Origin of the sequence: Pseudomonas sp. Y39-6 (genome assembly GCF_023651955.1) — a bacterium.
Taxonomy (GTDB): Bacteria; Pseudomonadota; Gammaproteobacteria; order Pseudomonadales; family Pseudomonadaceae; genus Aquipseudomonas; species Aquipseudomonas veronii.
This window is the reverse complement of the sequence record NZ_CP069594.1, coordinates 2,353,813-2,373,573: the sequence shown is the minus strand read 5'-3', so window position 1 is coordinate 2,373,573 and position 19,761 is coordinate 2,353,813. Positions and strand designations below refer to the sequence as shown.

17 protein-coding genes and 1 pseudogene are annotated in these 19,761 nt (G+C 60.3%); 9 read left to right on the top strand and 9 right to left on the bottom strand.

Features of this window, described 5'->3' with window-relative positions:
* Window positions 1–12 precede the first annotated feature (12 nt).
* Window positions 13–819, top strand: coding sequence for a CheR family methyltransferase (locus JN756_RS10885; protein WP_017846988.1), 807 nt, complete (start codon window positions 13–15; stop codon window positions 817–819).
* Between the two features lie 33 nt (window positions 820–852).
* On the opposite strand, the pseudogene JN756_RS10880 reads toward JN756_RS10885, so the two are convergent.
* The 6 genes and pseudogenes from JN756_RS10880 to JN756_RS10855 form a co-directional block, all read right to left on the bottom strand.
* Window positions 853–1,278: pseudogene (locus JN756_RS10880) on the bottom strand (response regulator); the annotation flags it as partial.
* Between the two features lie 2 nt (window positions 1,279–1,280).
* Window positions 1,281–2,609 (bottom strand): ATP-binding protein, encoded by a 1,329-nt coding sequence (locus JN756_RS10875; RefSeq protein WP_017846986.1) that lies wholly within the window; start codon window positions 2,607–2,609, stop codon window positions 1,281–1,283.
* Window positions 2,610–2,621: 12 nt separating this feature from the next.
* The gene (locus tag JN756_RS10870; protein ID WP_046384059.1) at window positions 2,622–3,233 is read right to left on the bottom strand and encodes a chemotaxis protein CheC; all 612 of its coding nucleotides are present in this window, start codon (window positions 3,231–3,233) and stop codon (window positions 2,622–2,624) included.
* Window positions 3,233–3,592 (bottom strand): response regulator, encoded by a 360-nt coding sequence (locus JN756_RS10865; RefSeq protein WP_017846984.1) that lies wholly within the window; start codon window positions 3,590–3,592, stop codon window positions 3,233–3,235. Before JN756_RS10865 ends, JN756_RS10870 begins: the two co-directional genes overlap by 1 nt.
* Before the next feature lie 251 nt (window positions 3,593–3,843).
* Window positions 3,844–5,979 carry a TonB-dependent siderophore receptor gene (locus tag JN756_RS10860; protein ID WP_169881449.1) on the bottom strand — a complete coding sequence of 712 codons (2,136 nt, stop codon included), beginning with the start codon at window positions 5,977–5,979 and terminating at the stop codon, window positions 3,844–3,846.
* A gap of 199 nt (window positions 5,980–6,178) precedes the next feature.
* A complete protein-coding gene (locus JN756_RS10855) occupies window positions 6,179–7,120 on the bottom strand; it encodes a LysR family transcriptional regulator (RefSeq protein ID WP_046384061.1) in 942 nt (313 codons plus the stop codon).
* Window positions 7,121–7,285: 165 nt separating this feature from the next.
* On the opposite strand from JN756_RS10855, the gene JN756_RS10850 reads away from it, so the two are divergent.
* The 7 genes from JN756_RS10850 to JN756_RS10820 all read left to right on the top strand — a co-directional run bounded on the left by JN756_RS10850 (window position 7,286) and on the right by JN756_RS10820 (window position 13,720).
* Window positions 7,286–8,626, top strand: coding sequence for a cation:dicarboxylate symporter family transporter (locus tag JN756_RS10850; protein WP_046384062.1), 1,341 nt, complete (start codon window positions 7,286–7,288; stop codon window positions 8,624–8,626).
* Between the two features lie 12 nt (window positions 8,627–8,638).
* The gene (locus tag JN756_RS10845) at window positions 8,639–9,199 is read left to right on the top strand and encodes a carboxymuconolactone decarboxylase family protein (protein ID WP_046384063.1); all 561 of its coding nucleotides are present in this window, start codon (window positions 8,639–8,641) and stop codon (window positions 9,197–9,199) included.
* Window positions 9,200–9,209: 10 nt separating this feature from the next.
* On the top strand, window positions 9,210–10,028 hold the full coding sequence (locus JN756_RS10840) for an SDR family NAD(P)-dependent oxidoreductase (protein ID WP_046384064.1): 819 nt from the start codon (window positions 9,210–9,212) through the stop codon (window positions 10,026–10,028).
* Between the two features lie 176 nt (window positions 10,029–10,204).
* Window positions 10,205–11,032 carry an amidohydrolase family protein gene (locus JN756_RS10835; RefSeq protein ID WP_108525679.1) on the top strand — a complete coding sequence of 276 codons (828 nt, stop codon included), beginning with the start codon at window positions 10,205–10,207 and terminating at the stop codon, window positions 11,030–11,032.
* Between the two features lie 26 nt (window positions 11,033–11,058).
* Window positions 11,059–11,994, top strand: a complete 936-nt coding sequence (locus JN756_RS10830) for an SMP-30/gluconolactonase/LRE family protein (protein ID WP_128192036.1) — start codon at window positions 11,059–11,061, stop codon at window positions 11,992–11,994.
* Between the two features lie 29 nt (window positions 11,995–12,023).
* Window positions 12,024–12,833: a molybdate ABC transporter substrate-binding protein gene (locus JN756_RS10825; RefSeq protein ID WP_046384067.1), complete on the top strand. Its 810-nt coding sequence runs from the start codon at window positions 12,024–12,026 to the stop codon at window positions 12,831–12,833.
* Window positions 12,833–13,720: an alpha/beta fold hydrolase gene (locus JN756_RS10820; protein WP_046384068.1), complete on the top strand. Its 888-nt coding sequence runs from the start codon at window positions 12,833–12,835 to the stop codon at window positions 13,718–13,720. Before JN756_RS10825 ends, JN756_RS10820 begins: the two co-directional genes overlap by 1 nt.
* A 122-nt stretch (window positions 13,721–13,842) precedes the next feature.
* Here JN756_RS10820 and JN756_RS10815 read toward each other — a convergent pair whose 3' ends face one another.
* Window positions 13,843–14,721, bottom strand: a complete 879-nt coding sequence (locus tag JN756_RS10815) for an alpha/beta fold hydrolase (protein ID WP_108525683.1) — start codon at window positions 14,719–14,721, stop codon at window positions 13,843–13,845.
* 256 nt (window positions 14,722–14,977) lie between these two features.
* On the opposite strand from JN756_RS10815, the gene JN756_RS10810 reads away from it, so the two are divergent.
* A complete protein-coding gene (locus tag JN756_RS10810) occupies window positions 14,978–16,273 on the top strand; it encodes an MFS transporter (protein ID WP_046384070.1) in 1,296 nt (431 codons plus the stop codon).
* Window positions 16,274–16,315: 42 nt separating this feature from the next.
* Here JN756_RS10810 and JN756_RS10805 read toward each other — a convergent pair whose 3' ends face one another.
* Together JN756_RS10805 and JN756_RS10800 are read right to left on the bottom strand one after the other, a co-directional pair.
* Window positions 16,316–18,385: a 3-hydroxyacyl-CoA dehydrogenase NAD-binding domain-containing protein gene (locus tag JN756_RS10805; protein WP_201022095.1), complete on the bottom strand. Its 2,070-nt coding sequence runs from the start codon at window positions 18,383–18,385 to the stop codon at window positions 16,316–16,318.
* A gap of 62 nt (window positions 18,386–18,447) precedes the next feature.
* Complete coding sequence (locus JN756_RS10800; protein ID WP_201022094.1) at window positions 18,448–19,695, bottom strand: OprD family porin; 1,248 nt, start codon at window positions 19,693–19,695, stop codon at window positions 18,448–18,450.
* Between the last annotated feature and the right edge of the window lie 66 nt (window positions 19,696–19,761).

Genomic DNA, 19,761 nt, shown 5'->3' with positions numbered 1-19,761 from the left:
AAGGAGTTCGGATTGAAACAGATCAATCTTGAAGATCGTGAATTCACCCAGTTCCAGTCCTGGCTCTATGGTGCAGCGGGCATCCACTTGTCACCCATGAAAAAAGCCCTGGTTGCCGGGCGTCTGTTCAAGCGCCTGCAGTTCCATGAACTGGAGAGCTACGGCGCGTATTTCAAAATGATAATGGGCAAGGAGAACCCCGACGAACTGCAGTTCGCCCTGGACCTGTTGACCACCAACGAAACGTATTTCTTTCGTGAACCCAAGCACTTCGAGTTCCTGCGCGAACGGGTATTGCCCTTCGCGTCGCCAGGCAAGACCTTCAGGGTGTGGAGCGCGGCCAGCTCCTCGGGCGAAGAACCTTACAGCCTGGCCATGACCCTGGCCGAAACCCTGCGCAGCACGCCCTGGGAGGTCATCGGATCGGACATCAGCACCCAGGTACTGGCCAAGGCCCGGAACGGGCATTACCCGATGGAACGCGCCAACAGGCTGCCGCAGTCCTTGCTCAGTCGATACTGCCTCAAGGGCATCGGCCAGCAGGAAGGCACCTTCCTGATCGATAAATCCCTGCGCCAGCGGGTCAGTTTCGTGCAAGTCAACCTGATCGAAACCCTGCCCCAACTGGGCGAATTCGATGTGATTTTCCTGCGCAACGTGATGATTTACTTTGATCAGGAGACCAAGCGAAAAGTGGTCAGTCGCCTGCTCCCATTCCTGCGACGTGGCGGCTATTTCATGATCAGTCATTCGGAAAGCCTGAACGGCGTCAGCGATGCGTTCAAGCTAGTGGCGCCTTCGATTTATCAAAAACCGTGAGGCGCCGAAGCTGTCGAGCCACTATTCGCTGACGAGCTTCTTCGGGTTGTCACGTTCACGCAGCACACATTGCATTTCCAAAGCCTCATCGAGGGTGAGCTGAAGCTCTTCATCCTTCCAGGGTTTGCTGATGTAGCGGAAAATGTACCCATCGCTGAGTGCCTGCGTGATCATGCTCATGTCGGCATAACCGGTCAGCAGGATATTCATGCAGTGCGGATCGCGCTTATGCACCTCACGGAGCAGGGTCGGGCCGTCCATGAACGGCATGCGCGCGTCGCAGACGATCAGGTCTATGGGGTGCAGTTCGAAAAGGTTCAGCGCCTGCGCGCCACTGGTGGCCAGCAGCAAATCGTAAGGCTTGCCACGCAGCAAGCGGCGCAGGCTGTTGAGGATACTTTCTTCGTCGTCCACCAGCATGACGGTGTAGCGTTTTTCGCTCAACTCGGTGGTGTTCATGCTCAGCATCCTTCAACGGCAGAGGTAGCGTGGGCCTGTACCTGGGGCTGACGTAACGGGAGCCACGCACGGAAGCAACTGCCCCGGCCCGGTTCACTTTCGACGGTGAGTCTTCCGTGGTGCTTGACGATGATGCTGTACGACAGCGACAGGCCCAGGCCCGAGCCCATGCCTACCGGCTTGGTGGTGAAGAACGGTTCGAATATCCGGTTCTGGATGTCCAGCGGGATGCCGTGACCGTTGTCGACGACCTCGACGAACACACCGCCGTCTTCCCTGCCACTGTTGATGATGATTTCGCCATCAACGCCCACGGCATGGCTCGCATTGATGAGCAGATTCAAGAACACCTGATTGATCTGCGAGCCCATGCACTCGATAGGCTCGATATCGCCGTAGCGCTTGATCACCTGAGCCTTGAACTTGATCTCGTTCCAGATAACGTTGAGGGTGCTATCCAGCCCCTTGTGCAGATCGGCCAACTGCCATTCGTAGCTGTCGACATGGGAGAACTCGCGCAGGTCCTTGACGATACGAGTGACCCGGTCCAGCCCCTCGACCGACTCGACGATCAGCTCGTCGATGTCCTGCCGCATGAAGTCGTAATCCGCCTTGTCCCGCATGGCCGCAAGCTCGGGATGAGCCTGCGCATGTTTTTCGTCACTGGCCTGTTCGTAGGCGTCGAGCAATGCGAAAAGATCCACCAGGTAACGCCGCAGGCTGTTGACGTTGGAGCACACAAAGCCGATCGGGTTATTGATCTCGTGGGCCACGCCCGCCGCAAGCTGGCCTATCGCAGCCATTTTCTCGGACTGCAGCAACTGCGCCTGAGCCTCCTCGAGCCGTGCGATCAGCAGCGCCTGGGCGCTCTTTTCCTCTTCCAGCAACTCGTTGAGGTGCGTCAGTTCGAGTTGGCGGGCAGCGGTGTCGGTCGTATCGCTTATCGCCAGGCCCACCCCCAGACTGCCGCCATCGGCGTCCTGCACCGGGAAGAACGTGCAGTTCTGATACATGTGCCCGACCAAGCCACTGATCGGCCGGGTGCTTTCGAAGTTGAACAGATGCGGCCGTTGCTGCCAGGAGGTGAACGCAAAGTTCTGCAGCGTGACGACGCTGTTGATCTTCTGCCGGGTCCAGACCTCGGGCAGTTCCGGAAACACTTCGAACAGCGTGCGACCGACGAGCTCTTCGGCGCTGCGGCCGCTGTTGATGGACATGAAGTGGTTGGAGAACAGCACTTTGCAGTCATGATCGACCAGCAGCACGCCCATGTTGATGGCCTTGAGCATCGACTCAAGGGTTTCCCGGGAAATTGCCTTGTTGTCTGTCATGAAGACGCCCCTTCAAAGCTCATAGAGCAAGCGATCGATGGCCCGGACCACAACGCCTGCTGTACGTTCGGTAATACAGATCAGCAGGTCGCAGGAGAATTGATGAGCCTGCACCTCGAAACGGATTTCCAACACCATCGCCAGGTGTTCGTTCAGGTTCAATTCATTCAGTGCGTTCGCGGACTCTTCTCTGTGGACCAGAATCGACGGCGCGTCATAACTCACTTGTATCGCCACCTGCTTGGCCAGGCCACTGATGCAGGCGCCGGACAGGATGTTGGTGACATCCAGCATCAGTTCTTCCTGCTGCGCAGGGCCGCCGTCGCTATAGCCGAGCAATTCGGCGAGCTTGTCGGCCCCCATGGAACCAAAGCAAACGAACACCTCTCCGCGTAACTCCCCCAGGAACGACTGGCGGGTGACGATCATGGAGCTTCGACGAAGATGGTCCGGAATCAACAGGTTGTCCTGCTCCCGGATCAGTGGGTGAATGAAAGGAACCGAAAGCGTAACCATGGTGTTGGTCAGCCGGGCCAGTCGTTCGGCGGCCTGCCCCATGGCAATGTTCATCAATTCCTGCAAGGCGTCACGTTGGTCTTCGGTTAGCGCGGCCAAGGTTTCCATCAAAGTACCCCTATGACGTGCAAGGCATTGAGTACAGCTTGCGCCGTAACCGGCTTGGCGACGAATGCAGCAGCGCCCAGATCGGATACGCGCTGCCTGGCCAGCGGCTGGATGTCGGCGCTGATCACCACGACAACCACATTCGCGTCCTCGCGCTTGAGCGCCTCAAGGGTCTGGAAGCCATCCATGACCGGCATGGTCAGGTCGAGAAAAAGCAGGTCCACCAAACCGGCGTGATACGCCTCCATCACCTCGGCACCGTTACAGGCCTGGCGAACATCTTCGGTCAGTGATTCTGGCAGGGAACGCAAGACCAGCTTGCGGGACATGGATGAGTCATCAGCGATTAGGACTTTCATGATGCACTCCACATTATGAAGTGTCCTGCAGCCTCGGGAGGGGTCGCAGAAACGAAGATTCGCAAGAACCTTTTAATCACTCTAACCCGACATCTAGCAAAGAGCCATCATCCAATCCTGATATTGCGCGAGGGATTTTCGGAGCCTGTAGGGGTTTCCCTACAGGCCGCCAAAAAGTGTGGCTGCGTGACCTTCGCCCGGCATACCACCGGATCAAGCGACGAGGCACATCGCGCCGGGCGCTGACCGCGCTACAGAGTGTAGGAAATACCCACTTGCACCGTGCGCGGCTCGCCAGGGTAGGCGTAGAAGTTCAAGAACGAGCCCTCTTCGTACTCGCGATTGAACAGGTTCTTCACGTCCAGGTTGAGCCTGACCTTTTCGTTGACCTTGTAGTAACCGAGCAGGTCGACGACCGTGTAGGCGTCCATCGCGAACGTGTTGTTGGCCGTCTGCCCGGCACGCTCGGCCACGTATTTGCCACCGGCGCCGAGGCCCAAGCCTTTGAGCGCGCCGTCCTGGAACTCATACACGTTGAGCAGGCTGAAGCTATTGCGCGGAATGTTGGCCAAACGCGTTCCGGTACGGACAGTGGTGTCCTTGGTGACGGCGGCATCCACATAGGCATAGCCGCCGATCATCCGCCACTCGGGCGTCAGGTTGCCGGCCACGTTCAGATCAAAGCCGCGGCTGCGGACCTGGCCCGTCGCGACATTGAAGTCGGAGTTCAAAGGGTCGACACCCTGGACATTTTTCTTCTCGATCTGGTAGATCGCCGCATCGACGCTCAGCTGTCGGTCAAGCGCTTCCCACTTCACGCCCATCTCGTAGGACTTGCCCTTCTCCGGATCGAACCCACCGCCCTGACGACTGGCGCCAGTGTTGGGCTTGAACGAGCGCGCGGCATCCGCGTAGAGCGCGACGGTGTCGGTGAGGTCATACATCACGCCGACGCGCGGGGTGACGGCGTTGTCGGCGGCGTTCCAGCTTCTGACACCGGGTACGTAGGACTCGTAATCGTGCTCGAAGCGCTCGAAGCGCGCACCGGCGAGGACTTTCAAGCGCTCGGTCAGTGCCACCTGGTCCTGAACGAAGGCCGCGTAGGTCTTGAGGTTTTCTTTATCGTGCGTCGGCGTGCGGGTCAGCGCCGGACGAGGCTGGCCGTAGACCGGGTTGTAGATATCGATCGGAAAGGTCCCCGCCACGGCGCTGGAACGCTGGATGATCGACTTGTAGTCGTAGTCTTCGTATTCGATGCCAGTGAGCAAGGTGTGATCAAAGCCGCCGGTGGAAAAGTGCCCGGTCAGGTTGAGTTGGTAGTCCTTGTCGGTCCATTCCAGCTTGCGGTAGTTGAAGTTGCGCTGAAGTGTGCGGCCATCGGCATCCAGGCTGGTCGCGCCGTTGGCCTCGACACCATTGCCCTTCATCGTCCCGTCCAGCCACTGGAAACCACCGCCCAGGGTCCAGTTGTCGTTGAGCAGATGTTCGAAGCGCAACTGGGCCATGTTGTTATCGTTGTGCAGGTCGCCGGCGTACTTCTCACCCCAGAAGGTGTCACGGGACGGCGTCCCACGCTGGTTGGCGAAGCGTGTCAGGCCGCGATCCAGCGGGCGATTGTTACGCATGAAGTCGCCTTCGAAGATCACCTTGGTGGCGTCATTGGCCTGCCAGGTCAACACCGGGGTCACGCCGTAGCGTTCGCTCGAGACATGGTCGCGGAAGGTGTCGCCGCCCTCGCCCACCACGTTCAGACGATAGGCCAGCGCGCCTTGCTCATCCAGCGGGCCGGACGCATCGAGGGTGCCGCGCTTCATGCCCTGATCATTCAATTGGCTACCCAGCGTGACCGTGGGCTCGGCCAGCGGCTGCTTGGATACCACGTTGAAGGTGCCACCGGGATCGCCACGGCCATACAGCATGGTCGCCGGCCCGCGCAGCACTTCAAGGCGCTCGATGCTGTTGGCGTCGGGCATGCTCGGGTAGCCGCGGTTGATCGGGAAACCGTTGCGGTAGAACTCGGCAGTGGTAAAGCCTCGCACGGTGAAGCTGGTAAGCCCTTGCCCGCCGAAGTTGTTCGCCCGGCCGACGCCGCCCGCGTAGTCCAGGGCCTCCTGCAGGCGAGTCGCACCAATGTCCTCGACCACGTCCTTGGGCACTACGCTGATGGACTGCGGCGTTTCATGAATCGAAGTGTCGGTACGGGTCGCACTGGCTGAACGTGTTGCGCGGTAGCCCTTGACCGGCCCTTGAGCCGTCTCGTAGTCCATTTCGCCGGTGACCGTGGTCGCCTGCAACTCGAGGCTGGGTTGTTCAGAGGCGGCAACCTGTGCCCAGGCAAAAGGAGTAAACGCCTGAAGCACGCAGAGGGAAATCAGGGTGTGACGCATGGATGTTGGACCTCATGGATGAGCCGACGCGCAGGCAAACCTGCCAGGAATTCGCGGCGCATGATATACCAAACCATTCGCGTATGACATGGATTCTCATTAACTGTTTTTCGCGTATCAGCTTTGTATCAACCGCGTAAAAATCCAGGCAAAAAAAAACCACTCGCTGGAGTGGTTCGCCTTTGCCATGCCGGGCACCCTAGGTTTTTGTGCTTTCCAGCCCCAGCCAGAGAGTCGCGTCCTTCCACGCGCCGACCGTCACCAGCTCTTCCAACGTCTCCAACAGAATCTTTTCCCAACTCAACGCCAGGCGGCTGCTTCTACGGTCTTTGAGTGTCGTCAACGAAACCGTGGATCGGATGCCCGGTCGTTCGATGGTGTGACCGACCAACAGCCCCTTCGCGATATCTTCCTGAACGGCTGCGTGAGCAAGAATGGAGTACCCCATGCCTTCGGCGACCAGACGCTTGGTCAAGCTCACGCTGTCCACTTCGAATATGACGTTCAGCCGCAGTCCATTCTGCGCGGCAACCTGCTCGATCAAGCGACGGTTACTGTGCGGCAGGCCCGGAAGGATCAGCGGGAAATCAGCCAGGCCGGTAATACGCACCGATCTCGGCGCTTCCCCTGGAGGCCCGACCAGCACCATGCGCTCACTGAAAATGGGTTTGACATCAAAGGCCTCGAGCAGAGGCTGGTTGTACACCACGGCTACCTGGATTCGGCCATCCAGCAGCCACTCCTGCAACGACGTGCTCAACCCTTCCAGCGCGTGCAGCGACGCCTTCGGCCAGCGTTCGTGAAAACGACGGATCAATTGCGGCCCCACAATGGTCCCGATCGCAGGAGGCAACCCGATCGCCAAATGGCCGCGTTCTTCAAACGCACTGTTTCGGACATGGTCAGCGGTGTCCTCCATGTAACGCAGCATTACATCCGCCCGCTCCAGCAGACGCGCCCCGGCGGCAGTCAGCTCCACCCCCCTTCCGTGACGAATGAACAGTGCCACCTGAAGCTGCTCTTCAAGCTTGGCGATCTGCCGACTCAGAGCCGGCTGAGCAATGAAGAGCTCTTTGGCCGCACGGCTGAAACCTCCGCACTGGGCCACTTTTACGAAGGAGCGTAGTTCCCGAATATCCATCGTTATCACCATGCCGTAATGGCATAGCTTTGTATCAAAATAAGGTTTTTGTGCCTAGCTTTAGTTTTTTCTATGCTCATCGCTGATAGCTGAAGGCCCAGCTTGCCCGTCAAGGGACGTGTTACCACAAGAATAATGATGCCCATTCTCGGGCCAGGAAATGCCATGAATCAGTTGAAGAAACTCCACGTACAGGTGCTGATAGCACTTGTTGCTGCCGTCATCCTCGGTTTCGCCGCACCGCAATGGGCGGTCGCCATGAAGCCCCTCGGACAAGCATTCATCGCGCTGCTGAAAATGATGCTGGCGCCGATCGTTTTCGTCACCCTGGTTCATGGCCTTACCCATGTTCAGGACATGCGCAAACTCGGCCGACTCGGTATCAAGTCGCTAGTCTATTTTGAAGTGGTCAGCACCGTCGCGATGCTCATTGGTTTCATTCTGGTCAACGTCGTTGAACCGGGCGTGGGCCTGCATGCGACGAGCCTGAATGAATCCAGTGAAGCGATCAAGGCCACCTCCGCGGCGGGCAGTGTGTCGATGATCAACTACCTGCTGGGGCTCATTCCCCACACACTGGTCGATGCTTTCGCCAAGGGCGACATCATCCAGGTACTGATCATCTCGGTATTGGCCGGTATCGCCATCAACCGCGTCTGCGGCCCTGATTCGGTCGCCGTCAAAGCCCTTGGCGAGGCGCAGAGCATCCTCTTCAAAATGCTCGGCTTCATCATGAAGCTGGCCCCTCTGGGCGCGTTCGGCGCCATGGCTGCGGCCATCGGCAGTTACGGTGGCGACACCCTGCTCTATCTGCTCAAGTTGATCGCGGTTTACTACGCCGCTTCACTGATCTTCGTCTTCGGCATTCTGGGCTCGATCAGTTGGTCTATCGGCCTGCCCTTCGGCACTGTGCTGCGCCTGATTCGCGATGAGATCCTGCTGGTGTTCGGCACGGCGTCCGGCGAAGTGGTATTCCCACGCCTGATCGAAAAGCTGCAACGCAGCGGTTGTGACGAAGTGGTCGTCGGTTTTGTACTGCCCGCCGGCTACAGCTTCAACCTTGATGGAACTGCCATCTACATGGCGGTTGCGATCGGGTTCATCGCACAAGCGACCGACACGCCTTTCTCCCTGGTGCAGCAACTGGGTCTGCTGGCGATCCTGAGTATCACCTCCAAAGGCGGTACCACCGTTGCAGGCGGTGCCTTCATCAAGCTGGCCGCGACGTTGCAATCGGTACAAACCCTTCCGCTGAGTGGCCTGGGGTTGCTGTTCGGCATTGACCGGATCATGGCCACCGCTACCGCCCTGACCAATATCGTCGGCAACACCGTCGCGGTGTTTGCCATCGCGCGCTGGGAAGGCGCATTCGACCCCGACGCTTTCGAGCGGGCAACCGGCCGCAAGCCGAGCCGAAGCCTGCTGCGCCCACCGGTCGAAAGCCCGTCAGCCGAGGCGGCCATCGCGCCCGCGCACAAACCGTCTATTCAGTCACCGCGTCCCTGACAGGAAAGCTCCATGAATCGTTTAAAGCCTATCGACCCGAACCACCTCAGCGACGCGCAGCGCCCGGTTTACGAGCGCATCGCCAATGGCCCTCGCCAAGGCGTGCGCGGCCCTCTGGCGATCTGGCTGCATCGGCCAGCGCTGGCCGAGTGCGCCCAGGCACTGGGCCGCTACTGCCGCTATGACACCTGCCTGGACCCGCGCCTGTCGGAGCTGGCCATTCTGTTGATGGGCCGGCACTGGCTCGCCGAATACGAGTGGGCGGCGCACAAGCCTTTCGCACTGAAGGCCGGGCTGGCGCCACACATCATCGAAGCGATTCGGGATGACCGCGAGCCGGCGTTCGAAAACGCCGATGAAGCCCTGGTCTACCGCTTCATTCGCGAACTGCACGCCCAACGCGCTATCGGCGATGGCCTCTACGCCGAATTCGTCGAACAGATGGGTACCGATGCGGCCGTCGATCTGGTCGGCATCGCGGGTTACTACACCCTGATTTCCATGACCATCAAGGTGTTCGAAGTTCCGCCACCTGCGGGCGCCACTGCCGAACTGCCGACTACATTGAACTGAGGATACTTGCATGACTGATACTCTCCCAAAAAGCGATCGCCTCAAGGGCAAAGTCGCTATCGTCACCGGCGCCGGCTGTGTCGGCAGTGGCTGGGGTAATGGCCGCGCGGTCGCGGTGATATTCGCCATGGCCGGGGCGAAGGTGTTCGCGGTCGATCGCGACCTGGGCGCCATGGAGGAAACCCTCGAACGCATCCGTGAAGCCGGCGGTGAGGTCACCCCATTCGCCTGCGATGTCACCGACAGTCAGGCGGTCGCCTCGATGGTCGCCGCGTGCAAAGCGGCTTACGGCCAGGTCGATATTCTCGTCAACAACGTCGGCGGTTCCGCCGCGGGCGGCGCTGTGGCATTGGCCGAAGACAAGTTCGATGCGCAGATCGCCCTGAACCTCAGAAGCGTCTACCTGACCTGCAAGCATGTGCTGCCACTGATGGAAGCACAGGGCGGCGGTTCGATCATCAACACCGCCTCGACGTCCGGCACGCGCTGGACGGGCTCGGCACAAGTGGCTTACGCCGCCAGCAAAGCCGGCGTCATTCAACTGTCTCGCGTCACCGCCGTCGAATACGCCCCCAAGGGCATCCGCGTAAATACGGTGGTTCCGGGGCAGTTGCATACGCCGATGGTCGAAGTGCGCCTGGCCGGGCAACGCACGGGCGGCGATGTGAGCAAACTGCTCGATTCGCGTGTGGCACGCATTCCACTCGGGTTCATGGGCGATGGCCGCGATACGGCGTTTGCAGCGCTGTATCTGGCCAGTGACGAATCACGCTTCGTCACCGCCACGGAAATCATCGTCGATGGCGGCATGACCGCACGCTGCGACTGACTCATTCCAAAGGGCTGTGCAAAGCGCAGCCCTGCCCGCCTACCCAACCAGGGCCGAACATGGACGACTTTTCCTGCGTTCAGACGTCACGTCGTCTGTTCATCAAACACACCATGATAGCTGCCGCCGGTATCGGTCTGGCAGGCGGCGTATCGGGGCAGACTTTCGGAGCCAGCATGTCGATTTCATCCAGCGCTACAGGTGCCTGGGATTGTCACACCCATATCTATGGCCCGTGGGCGCGTTTCCCTCTTCCGGCCAACGCGGCCTATACGCCTGAGCCTGCGCCTTTCAGCGAACTGCTGGGCATGCATCGTCGACTGGGTATCAGTCACGGCGTGCTGGTGCAGGCTGCGCCCTATGGCACCGACCACAGCGCCATTCTGGAGGCGATAGCCAGCAGCAACGGGCATTATCGCGGTGTCGGCATCATTGATGAAACCACCACCGACGATCAGTTGCAGGCTCTGCACGACGGCGGCCTGCGCGGTATCCGCTTCAACTTGATGGGCCATCTGCCGGGGGCCCGCGACCCACAAAAGCTGCGCGCATTGGCCGAGCGCGTCGCTCCGCTGGGGTGGCACGTGCTGGTGCACGGGGAGTTGCCGACGCTGTTGCCATTCCTCCACACCTGGCGCGACCTGAAGACGCCACTGGTGATTGATCATATGGCGCGCCCGGACCTCACCCAGCCGGTTGATCCGCGGTTGATGGACGAACTGCGGGCGGAACTGGGCCACGCGAATCGCTGGATCAAACTGTCGGGCATCGATCGTGCCATGCAGGGTCAGCCCGGCCCTTGGCCGCAGGCGCTGGATCAGGTTCGCGCGTTACTGGAGTGCGCCCCCGAGCGCGCCATCTGGGGATCGGACTGGCCGCACCCGAATATCAAAGGGCCGATACCTGACGATGCCCAGCTTCTCGCCTTCATTCGCCAGGTGTGCGACAGCCCCGCCTTGCAGCAGGCGGTGCTGGTCGACAACCCGGCGCGCCTTTACGCCTGATGTGCGTCCATTCAGGAGATCAAACGATGAACGAAATTACCTGGGTTCCCAGCTCCCGCGTGCCCGACCCGAGCGTTCGCGAATTGGACCCTCGATTTGCGCACTACCGCCTTGCCCATGCCAAGGTTGAGCGTCTCGGTACAGGCCTGCGCTGGGCGGAAGGCCCCGCCTGGTTCGCCGACGCGCGCTTCCTGCTGTTCACCGATCTGCCGAACGATCGCATCATGCGTTGGGACGAGACCACCGGCGGCTTGAGTGTCTTTCGCCAGCCCTCGAATCAGGCCAATGGCATGACGCGCGACCGTCAAGGACGCCTGCTCGTTTGCGAACATGGCGGCCGGCGCGTCACCCGCACCGAATACGACGGCAGCATCAGCGTGCTGGCCGACAGCTTTGCAGGAAAACCGCTGAATTCGCCGAATGACATCGTGGTGAAGTCGGACGACAGTGTCTGGTTCACCGACCCGCCGTTCGGCCTGATCAGCGACTACATGGGCCGGCAAGGCACCGCGCAACTGCCGGCCAACCTCTATCGCCTCGATGCGGACGGCAGCCTGCACTGCGTGGCCGAAGACCTCGACGGCCCGAACGGCCTGGCCTTCTCCCCGGATGAAAAGACCCTCTACCTGGTTGAGTCCAGGGCTCGCCCTCGGCGCATCGTCGCCTACAGCGTCGATGAGCAAGGCCAAGTCAGTCATCGGCGTGAGCTGATCGATGCCGGCAGCGGGTTGCCCGACGGGATACGCGTGGATGTGGACGGTAACCTCTGGTGCGGCTGGGCCACGCCTGAGCCCGGACTGGACGGTGTACGCATCTTCGCCCCTGATGGCACCGCGATTGGTCACATCGACCTGCCGGAGCGTTGCGCCAACCTGTGCTTCGGCGGCCCACGCGGGAATCGTCTGCTGATGGCGTCGACCACATCGTTGTACTCGTTATTCGTCAACACTCGCGGCGCTTGAAACAGGCGCCCATTGAAGAAGGCAGCACCATGAAAAAAACAAGATCTGCTCCGATACTGCTGTCCACCGGTTTGGTCAGCCTGCTCGGTTTTTCTCAATTGAGCCAAGCCGCTGAACTGAAGATCATTGCCAGTGGCGCACTGCGGGGTGCCATGGAACACCTTCAGCCGGCCTACGAAAAAGCCAGTGGCAATACCCTGAGTTTCAGTTGGGGACCTTCAATGGGCACATCGCCCGAATCCATTCCAGAACGCATCAGGCATAAAGAGCCGATGGACCTGGCGATCATGGCGGATGAAACCCTGGAACTGCTCTCGCCCACCGGCGCGTTTGATATGACCACCCGCCGCGAGATCGCCGACTCGCGCATCGGTGTCGGGGTGCCTCACGGCAAACCCAAGCCGGACGTATCAAGCGTCGCCGCGCTCACCTCGGCGTTGCTCAATGCCGACAAGATCGCTTACTCCCAAGGTGCCAGCGGCGTGTATATCCGTACCGAGCTGTTCCAGCGGTTGGGCATCAGCGACAAGATCAAAGGTAAAACCGTTGAGATCGCCGGCAAGGAACTGGTGGGCACGGCGCTGGCCAGAGGCGATGCGGACATCGGCATGCAGCAAATCAGCGAGTTGAAGGTCACCCCCGGCGTCGACTACCTGGGCCCGCTTCCCGAAGAGGTACAGAAAATCAGCCGGTTCTGCGCGACAGTCGCCCGCGAGACGCCTCATACACAACCTGCCCGTGAGTTCATTGCCTTCCTCAACAGCCCGGCCGCACGTCATCTGCTGACCGAAAGCGGCCTCGAACCGGCCAACAATCCAACGGCACAGGAGCGCAAATAATGAAAACCCTCTCGCGTATTCTGCTCGGCGCCACCTTTGGCCTCACTTGCGCCGTTGCGATGGCTGCTGGCACACCGATCAAGCAAACGCTGGTCAACTATGACAACGTGCAAATCGAGGTCAGCTCGCAAGGGAAAGGGCCGGTGATCGTGATGCTCCCTTCATTGGGGCGTTCGGCTCGCGATTATGACCAGGTCGCCCATTATCTTCAGGTGGATGGGTTCCGCGTCCTCAGGCCCGAGCCGCGTGGCATAGGGCAAAGCAAAGGGCCGATGGAAAACCTGTCGGTACACGACTTTGCCCGGGACGTCGCAGCAGTCGTCGAACATGAAAACACAGGCCCTGTCGTGGTGGTCGGTCACGCCTGGGGCAACTTCGCCGCGCGCATGCTCGCCGCCGATCGCCCTGACCTTGTCCGCGGTGTAGTGATGGCCGCAGCGTCTGCCGGCAAAGTGCCGCCGGGCTCGACGGAAAAACCGATCAATGCCGAGATGCGGCAGGCCATCGATGGTGCCGGCGACCTGTCGCTGCCCGAAGAGCAACGCCTGATCTACCTGCGCAAGGCCTTCTTTGCCCCCGGCAACGATCCTACTGTGTGGCTGGGCGGTTGGCACCAGGCCACCCACGATGCCGAGTCCCATGCACGCAACACCACACCGGTAGACGACTACTTCGCCGCCGGCAGTGCCCCGATTCTCGATCTGCAAGGTGAAGCGGACACGGTTGCCCCGCGGCGCTTCTCCGGCGTGCTCAAAAGCATGCTCGGTGACCGGGTCCAGGTCGTGGTCTTGAAAGATGCCGGACACGCCATGGCGCCTGAGCAACCCAAAGCGATGGCGGATGCCATCGCTGCGTTTGCCAAGGCCCAGTACGCCCGCAAGATGTAGCGCGCAATACACGCCGCGCAACAGATGAGGAATGCTCCGAACCGAAAGGTCCGGAGCATTTTTCCGTCAGGCCACGGCCAACGCATGCACCGCCCGTCAATCAAATCGGCGACAGACGCCGATCACTTGTCCGCATACACGCGTTTAGCGAAATCGGCGATGGCACTCGCCATTTCACGCGGCTGCTCGGGGGCCATGGCATGTCCGGCGTTGGCAATGGTTTTATGTTCGACCCGATCGCCGAGCATGGATTTAAGAATGTTCGGGATAACGACGGCGTCATGCTGCCCTTGCAGGTCGAGAATCGGCACGGTTGCGCCGGCTGACCAATAAAGATCCACGGGTGTGCTGTCCCGTGCATGGTCTTGAGCCTGGTGGGTCTTGTCGTACCATCCGCTCAGCCAGGCGCGCGGATCGTTGCCGGGGGCGAAGAACGCTTCCTTCAGATAGCTGATTCGCTGGGCTTCGGGTAACGCGTAATTGCCCGCGCCTTTGATCGCTTCGAGCATGCGGCCGTAGGGCTTTTCAGATGAACCGGCAGGCAACTTACCAATCGACGCGGCGGCCAATACGATCCCCTTGACCAGATCTGGACGATCGACCGCCAGCACACGCGCAGGCTGGCTTCCCCAGGCATGCCCGACCACTACCGCAGGCCCGGTGCTGGCTTTATCCATCACCAAGGCGACGTCGGCCGCAAAATCGTGCAGCGTCGGCGTATCCATGGGCGCCTTGCTGCCCTTGACACCGCGAGGCTCCGGACGGATCACGCGATAGCCGTCACCTACCAGGTAACGGGCCACTTCGTCATAGTCGTTCGCGCCACGGCCTTTTGAAGGCAGGATCACGATGACATGCCCCTTGCCCTGATCCAGCGCCTCAATGTGTACATTGCCTTTCTCGGCAACAATTGTTCTGACCATGTCGTCGGTATGTCCCGGCAAGCTATAGGCAACTAGCCCTGCCACTATGAGAGATTTAATCATCTTAGTGTATTGCATTACATGAGCCTTTTATTATTGTTTGGCACGCCAAACCGATGGGTGTGAGCCATCAGGTTTATGCACTTTCAAGAAAATAACCAATGCTGATGCGTCATGGTTTTCGATGCCTGTCGGGCATGGCAGGAATCCCCGCAAACACTGCCACGGCCCCATGCCCTGTGGTTATAGCGACCTATGGTTAAAAGGTGTTGGCGAGGATAAGAAGCGCGCCCCTATGCTTCCAGGTTCCTCACTACAACAATAATGGACGCGCATGAACATACTCACAGCAGGCGAAGTAACAAGACAGGAGGCGCTGGAATCGAGTGCCTGCCGTAAAGCCGCGATAAGGTTAATCCCACTGCTCGCCATCGCGTATTTCTTTAATTATCTCGACAGAACTAACGTCGGCTTTGCTTCACTGACAATGAATGAAGATTTGGGGCTCACTGCTTCCCAGTTCGGTTTTGCAGCCGGCATTTTTTATGTGGGCTATTGCTTGTTCGAGGTACCCAGCAATCTGGCGCTGTACCGCTTCGGTGCGCGGCGATGGCTCGCAAGAATCATGATTACCTGGGGGCTGTTCTCCGCCTCCACCGCGCTGGCCCAAGGGCCGCTCAGTTACGCCTTCATCCGCCTGCTGGCCGGTATCGCAGAAGCCGGGTTCTTTCCTGGCGTCATTTTCTTCTTGTCGCTGTGGTTTCCGATCCAATACCGGACGCGGGTCATGGCCTGGTTTCTGTTTGCCATCCCCGTCTCTTCCGTCCTCGGTGGGCCGCTCTCTGCCGCCATGCTCTCGATGGATGGTCTTTGGGGGTACCGGGGCTGGCAGTGGCTGTTGGTGCTACAAGGCCTTCCGGCATGTGTGCTCGGCGTACTGTGCTTGAAGTGCCTGGCCGACAGGCCCGCAGACGCCAAGTGGCTGACTGTGCACGAGCGTCAAGCGTTGCAGTCGGCACTCGACGCGGAACATGAGTCAAAGGGCGCGCACAGCTTTCGACAGTCCATCAACGACGTCAGGGTATGGCTGCTCGCCGCGATTCTGTTCAGCTACATCATCGGCATCCTGGGCATTGGCGTATGGTTGCCGCAAATCCTCAAAAGCCATGCGCTGACGACGACTCAGATCGGCTGGGTGTCGGCGATACCGTATCTGATTGCCAGTGTCGCGATGCTCGTGTGGGCGAAGGTGCTCGCGCGCAAAAGGCGGTATGTGCTCCACCTGGCCATTACCTGCGCCACCGGAGCGGCCGGGTTTATTTTCTCGGTGGTCTACAGCGACCTGATTCCGGCACTGATTGGCCTCACGGTGGCGTTGATCGGGTTGAGTTCGGTCCGCACGTGCTTCTACAGCATCCCCGCGACGTTTCTGAGCAAGCAAGCCGCGGCCGGTGGCATTGCGTTCATCAACGCCGTGGGTAGCCTCGGGGGGTTGGTCGGTCCTTACGCGGTCGGCTGGCTCAAAGACCTCACCCACTCATTCAACGCCGGCCTTATCGCAATGGCCGCGATGCTGTGTGTCGCGACGGTCCTGACGTTGATTCTGAGGCATGTGATCAAAGAAGCCTGACGCAATGCCCCGGCGGGCTCAACAACCCGCCGGGGCCGATCGTCAATGAGCGTGGAAGGTTTTGCGGCGCGTCATGAACGCCAAGAGTGCCTTTCCAGCTTCAGGGTTATAGCGCGTCAGCGCTTTTGCCACATAGCCCAGCCCCCTCTGGTCGGCATGGTAAGTCAACCCGCCCTTGTAGCGCGGAAAGCCATATCCATGAATCCACACCAGATCGATATCGCCAGGGTGCGCCACGATATCGTTGTCGATCAGCCAGGCGGCCTCGTTGATCATTGCAAACAAACAGCGCTCTTCGATTTCCTGATCGGTGATGTTCCGCGGCGTGATGTGCCATTGCTGCCGGTGCTGGTCCAACACCTCGGTCAACCAGGGGTCCGGCACGGCCTGGCGGCTGCCTGGCGCGTATCGATAAAACCCAACACCGGCTTTTTGGCCAAGACGGTCGGCGGCGTACAGTTTATCGACCCAATCGCAGCGCCGCTCACGCTCGTTCAACCGAGAAAGGCGCCCCTGGCGGTTGCGCCAGGCAACATCCACGCCGGCCAGATCACGCAGTTCAAAGGGGCCGATGGGGAAGCCGAAGGCACGCATCACACGGTCGACATCCTCGGGGGGCGCGCCCTCCTCCAACAGGAACATAGCTTCCCGCTCCCGCGCCGCCAACAGCCGATTGCCCACAAAACCGTCACACACCCCGACCGTTACCGCAACCTTGCCGAGCCGCTGCGCCAAAGCCAGCACCGCCGCCAGCACTGCCCGGTCGGTCTGGGTGGTACGCACCACCTCCAGCAGTTTCATCACCGGCGCGGGGCTGAAGAAATGCATGCCCAGGACCTGCTGTGGACGGCTGACGCCATCGGCGATGGCTTCGATGTCCAAGTAGGACGTGTTGGTCGCCAGAATGGCGTGCGGCTGACACAACCTGTCCAGTTGTTGAAACACCGCACGTTTTACCTGCAGGTCTTCAAACACCGCTTCGATGACCAGGTCGGCGTCCGCCACCGCGTCCATTGAGGTCGACGGCCGAATCAAGGCCCGGCAGTGTTGCGCAGCCTGGGCATCGAGCCGCCCTTTGAGCAGCGCGTCCCGGTAATAGTCGTCGATGTTTTTCACACCGCGTTGCAACGCGGCATCCTGCACGTCGATCAGGCTTACAACGAGGCCTGCATTGGCGATGCAGATGGCAATCCCGGCGCCCATGGTGCCTGAGCCAATCACCGCGACCTTTTGAATCGAGGGCGCGTGGCCATTGGCAGCGAGCTGACGCGTGCGGCTGGCCAAGGCGCGCTCAGTGAAAAACAGATGCCGTAACGCCTTGGCCTGGGCCGATTGTCGGCGCTCGATAAACAGCCTGCGCTCCACGGCCATGCCTTCGTCAAACGGCACGGTCAGGGCGGCCTTGATCGCCTCGAGGGCAGCCAGGGGCGCTTGTTGCCCGCGCATTTTTTTCATGACGCCGGCGACTTTCGCCTCGAATTCAGCGGCGTCATGTTCGGCAATCAGCCGATCTCGCGTTCGCCGCCAGAAGGGTTGGGCCACACTGAAGCGCCGTGCGTACTCAATCGCTGCGACGTGGACGTCGGTCGCCACGCAGTGATCGATCAGCCCGGCTGCGTGTGCCTGCGCCGCCGTCAGACGCTGCCCGGCAATGACCAGGTCGACGGCGATCAACGCGCCACACAGGCGAATCAAGCGCTGCGTGCCGCCGGCACCGGGGATCAAGCCCAGGCTGACCTCGGGCAGACCAAGCACCGCAGACGCATCCGCGACCCGCAGATGACACGCCAACGCCAGCTCCAGCCCCCCGCCGAGCACGGAGCCGTGAAGCGCAGCAATCACCGGTTTGGGGCTGTTTTCAATGGTGTTCAGAACGTCCGGAAGGTGCGGCGCCATCAACGGCTGGTCGAACTCCTTGAGATCGGCTCCGGCCACAAACGTCGTGCCCTGGCAGGCGAGGACGATGGCGCGCACCGTGGGGTCGGCCTGAGCCTGTGCCAAGGCGTCCGACAGTTGTTGCCGGACGCCTTGGGACAACGCGTTCACCGGCGGGTTATGGATGACGATGACACCAATGCCATCAGCTGAATTCAAACTGACCAAGGATTCCATGAGCGTTACCTGAGTGATGCGACCGTCGCCTGGTAACGATCCTTCGTCACCAGGCGGAAGGGTCACAGGAAGGAAATGGGATAGCTGAGGATCACCCGCGTGTCGTTGGCATTACGGGAGAAGTCCGAGCGGTACACCGCGTTGCGCAGGCGTATGTCCAAGGCCTTGAGCGGCCCGCTCTGCACCCGATACTGCAGTTCGACATCCAGCTCACGCTCGCGGCCGGAGTCGGTCGTGCGCAGCTCTGCGTCGGAGCCCTTGATGTAACGGGTCATGAAGGTCATCCCCGGCAAGCCCCACGACGCCAGATCGCGCGCATAACGCACTTGCCATGAGCGTTCGCCCTTCTCGGCAAAGTCGCCCACCTGCACGAAGTTGACCAGGTAAGGGTCGGTACCGTCGACGTAGGGAAACGCCGAATCCCCGTGCATGGCTTGATACCCCAGGCTGAATGCGTTGCCCCGCCATTCATAGGTAGCCAGCCCGCTGAACGCACGATTGTCCACCTGCCCGGCGCGCGCTTGCCCCTGATCGTCGCTGACAAACAGGCGCAGATCCGCCTTGAACTTACCCTCACCGACGTCGTGGGTACTGTTGAAACCGAGATAGTGCTGCTGATAGACATCCTCCAGTCGTCCGAGCTGATAGGTCAGCTGGAAATGCTTCCAGCGGTAAGCGGCACCCGCCAACTCGAAGTTGCCGCCGTCAAGCGCGCCGGAAAAGCGGCGATTCTTGTTATTGATCGACAACCCTCGCGCACCGGTGACATCGCGATCGGTGACCTGATCAAGGTGCCCCCCGATCAGCTCCAGGCCATTCCACTCCCGGGACTCGATCATGCCTCCGCGAAACGTTTGCGGGAGCAAGCGTCCGAAGTTCGCTTGCAGCGTCGGCAGCTTGGGCATCAAGGTGCCGACCTTCAGTTCGGTTTTGGACACGCGCATTTTCGCGGTCAACCCGGCCTTGGAATACTCGCCCGGGGCGCTGCCGTCATCGCGAACCGGCAGTAACCCCGTGCCGGTTCGATCCGGACTCGAATCGAGTTTCAGGCCCACCATGGCGATCGCATCCAGGCCAAACCCGACGACGCCGGGCGTGTAACCCGACTGTGCGCGCAGAATGAAGCCCTGCGCCCATTCATCGCGTTTTGATGGGCCGCTGCCGTCGCGAAAATCGCGGTTCATGTAGAAGTTGCGCATTTCCAGGTCGACCTTGGAGTCGGCAAAGAAGTCGGCTGCCTGGGCGGTGGCCAGGCAGGGCCCGACGGCAACCATCACGCCCCACGATATGCTTGTTTTTTTATTATTCATGAGAAAATCCGGGCGGTACGCAGCCACACCGCGCTCGTTCGAGATCGGTGGGCCGCTACATCCATC

What these genes read in the sequence shown, in the direction of transcription:
- JN756_RS10875 (WP_017846986.1), bottom strand. Translation starts at nt 2,609, where the DNA reads ATGACAGACAACAAGGCAATTTCCCGGGAAACCCTTGAGTCGATGCTC.
- JN756_RS10870 (WP_046384059.1), bottom strand. Translation starts at nt 3,233, where the DNA reads ATGGAAACCTTGGCCGCGCTAACCGAAGACCAACGTGACGCCTTGCAG.
- JN756_RS10865 (WP_017846984.1), bottom strand. Translation starts at nt 3,592, where the DNA reads ATGAAAGTCCTAATCGCTGATGACTCATCCATGTCCCGCAAGCTGGTC.
- JN756_RS10860 (WP_169881449.1), bottom strand. Translation starts at nt 5,979, where the DNA reads ATGCGTCACACCCTGATTTCCCTCTGCGTGCTTCAGGCGTTTACTCCT.
- JN756_RS10855 (WP_046384061.1), bottom strand. Translation starts at nt 7,120, where the DNA reads ATGGATATTCGGGAACTACGCTCCTTCGTAAAAGTGGCCCAGTGCGGA.
- JN756_RS10850 (WP_046384062.1), top strand. Translation starts at nt 7,286, where the DNA reads ATGAATCAGTTGAAGAAACTCCACGTACAGGTGCTGATAGCACTTGTT.
- JN756_RS10845 (WP_046384063.1), top strand. Translation starts at nt 8,639, where the DNA reads ATGAATCGTTTAAAGCCTATCGACCCGAACCACCTCAGCGACGCGCAG.
- JN756_RS10840 (WP_046384064.1), top strand. Translation starts at nt 9,210, where the DNA reads ATGACTGATACTCTCCCAAAAAGCGATCGCCTCAAGGGCAAAGTCGCT.
- JN756_RS10835 (WP_108525679.1), top strand. Translation starts at nt 10,205, where the DNA reads ATGTCGATTTCATCCAGCGCTACAGGTGCCTGGGATTGTCACACCCAT.
- JN756_RS10830 (WP_128192036.1), top strand. Translation starts at nt 11,059, where the DNA reads ATGAACGAAATTACCTGGGTTCCCAGCTCCCGCGTGCCCGACCCGAGC.
- JN756_RS10825 (WP_046384067.1), top strand. Translation starts at nt 12,024, where the DNA reads ATGAAAAAAACAAGATCTGCTCCGATACTGCTGTCCACCGGTTTGGTC.
- JN756_RS10820 (WP_046384068.1), top strand. Translation starts at nt 12,833, where the DNA reads ATGAAAACCCTCTCGCGTATTCTGCTCGGCGCCACCTTTGGCCTCACT.
- JN756_RS10815 (WP_108525683.1), bottom strand. Translation starts at nt 14,721, where the DNA reads ATGCAATACACTAAGATGATTAAATCTCTCATAGTGGCAGGGCTAGTT.
- JN756_RS10810 (WP_046384070.1), top strand. Translation starts at nt 14,978, where the DNA reads ATGAACATACTCACAGCAGGCGAAGTAACAAGACAGGAGGCGCTGGAA.
- JN756_RS10805 (WP_201022095.1), bottom strand. Translation starts at nt 18,385, where the DNA reads ATGGAATCCTTGGTCAGTTTGAATTCAGCTGATGGCATTGGTGTCATC.
- JN756_RS10800 (WP_201022094.1), bottom strand. Translation starts at nt 19,695, where the DNA reads ATGAATAATAAAAAAACAAGCATATCGTGGGGCGTGATGGTTGCCGTC.